The organism is Actinomycetospora sp. 2LY8.5 (assembly GCF_057180585.1).
In genome coordinates, this window is record NZ_JBXUHE010000099.1 from 1 (window position 1) to 2015 (window position 2015).

Annotated in this window: 1 protein-coding gene and 1 pseudogene; both read right to left on the minus strand. The window is 73.1% G+C overall.

The genetic code is table 11. The annotated features are described in order from the left end of the window. Positions 1-50 precede the first annotated feature (50 nt). Entirely contained in the window at positions 51-695 is a 645-nt protein-coding gene (locus AC2A1K_RS35560) for an ATP-binding protein (protein WP_483901064.1), read from the minus strand. Continuing rightward, positions 692-1882: pseudogene (locus tag AC2A1K_RS35565) on the minus strand (Mu transposase domain-containing protein); the annotation flags it as partial. The gene AC2A1K_RS35560 and the pseudogene AC2A1K_RS35565, both read right to left, overlap by 4 nt. Between the last annotated feature and the right edge of the window lie 133 nt (positions 1883-2015).

The following is a 2015-nucleotide window of genomic DNA, read 5'->3' on the forward strand; positions in this document are numbered from 1 at the left end:
GGCTGCTCCCGGCCTCACCCCCAGACCCGGGGATCGGCCTGCCTCCAGCGTCAACCGGCCACTGCGATGGCCCGCGGTGGGCTCCTCCTCCCACACGGTTCCTCAGCGCCTCGTGGCGCACAGCCGAGTTCGTCGATGCAGAGCAGGTCGACGCGGCCGTAGCGGGCGATGGTCTTGGCGAGCTGGCGTTCGTCGGCGGCCTCGACGAGCTCGTTGACCAGCTTCGTGGCCAGCGCGTAGCGGACCCGGAACCCCTGCTGGGCCGCGGCCGTGCCGAGCCCGATGAGCAGGTGGGACTTCCCGGTGCCGGAGTCCCCGATGAGGCAGAGCGGCTCTCCGGCGGTGATCCAGGCGCCGCCAGCGAGGGTGTTGACCGTCGCGGGGTTGATGTTGGGGTTGGCGTCGAAGTCGAAGTCCTCGAGCCACTTCTCGCGCGGGAACCCGGCGGCCTTGACCCGCCGGGCGGAGCGGCGCCGGTCGCGGTCGTCGCACTCGCCGAGCAGCAGTTCGGCGAGGAACCCGCGGTAGGACAGCTGCTCGTGCTCGGCGGCGGTGACCATGTCCTCGACCGAGGTCCGGACCGTGGGCAGGCGCAGCGCCCGGCAGGCCTGATCGATGGCCGTCGTCGCGGCCTGATCCGACAGGCCCTGGCGACGTCGCCGTGGTCGAGCCGGAGGGCGAGTGGGAGTGGTCATGACACCTCGTTCTTCGTCGTGGCGGGGGCGCGGCGGCGGGCCAGGAGCTCGTCGTAGGCATCGACGGTGGGAAGGGGCCGGGTGTCGGCGGGCAGCGCGGCGATCGTCGCGGTCGGGTCGGCCAAGCGACGCTGGGTCAGGCTGACCACCTGACCTCCGGCGAGTGCGGACTGCGCTTCGACCTCGACGGACTCGCCGTCACCGGCGTGGCTGTGCTCCTCGGCGATGCGGCGGGCCTCGACGGCGACGACGTCGGGGTTGGTCGCTCCGACTGCGGTAGCCGCGCGCAGCGCGGCCAGGACGTGGTCTCGGTGCAGGTGGCGGTGCAGTAGCAGGACCTCGACCAGGGCGCGGGTGCCGCCCGGGTCGCCGTGGGCGGCGCGGGCGGCGGCCCAGAACGCCTCGTGCTCGACCGCGAACGCCCCGCAGGCTCGGGCCTGCTTCAGCGCGGTCGCGCCGGGCAGGGCACCCGGCTTGCGCTGGAGCACTTCGAGGTAGTGGTCCAGCTCGAGGACCACCGCCCCCTTGGTGACCGCGCGCGAGTGGCGGGCGACCTCGCGGCGCCCGTCGAGCACGATCACCTCGCTCGCGCGCAGCAGCGCCCTCACCCGCCGGCCGATCAGCCGCGCGGGGACCGAGTAGCGGCACTGCCGGACGGTGATCCGGGCGTGCTGATCGACCCGCGGGGTCAGCATCAGCCCGGGCTCGAACGCCTCGCCGGGCAGCGGGCGCAGCATGGCCGCTTCGGTGGCGAAGTCGTCGCCGACGGTGCGGGCCCGGTCAGCGATCCGCCGAGCGTCGTCGGCGTCGTCGGCGTCGTCGGCGGCCTCGAGTCGGGCGTTGAGCTCGGCCAGCGAGGCGACCTTGGGGACGGGGACCAGATAGTTGCGGCGGAACCGGCCGCCCTCGCCCTCGACGCCGCCCTTCTCGTGGGCGCCCTCCAGGCCGGGGCGGCAGTAGAAGGCGTCGAAGCCGTAGTGGGAGCGGAAGGTCACCCAGCGGGCGGACTCGGTGCGGTCGCGGCCGAAGAGCACCCGCGAGACCGCGGCCTTGAGGTTGTCGTAGCGGATGCGATCCCATGGAACCCCGCCGAGCCGGGCGAAGGCGTGGACGTGGCCTTCGAGGAACGCCTCCTGGGCCTGGGTGGCGAACGCCCGGTGGACCGCGCGCCCGGAGTAGGACAAGCGCGCAGGGGGCGTGTCACGACAACCGTGTAAGCAGCGGACGGACCAAGATCGACTCCCGTGATTGACGGGGTGGTCGGGAAGGACGCTGCTGTGCCGAACGAAGATGCAAGTTCTGGCTCGACCTCCGACGACG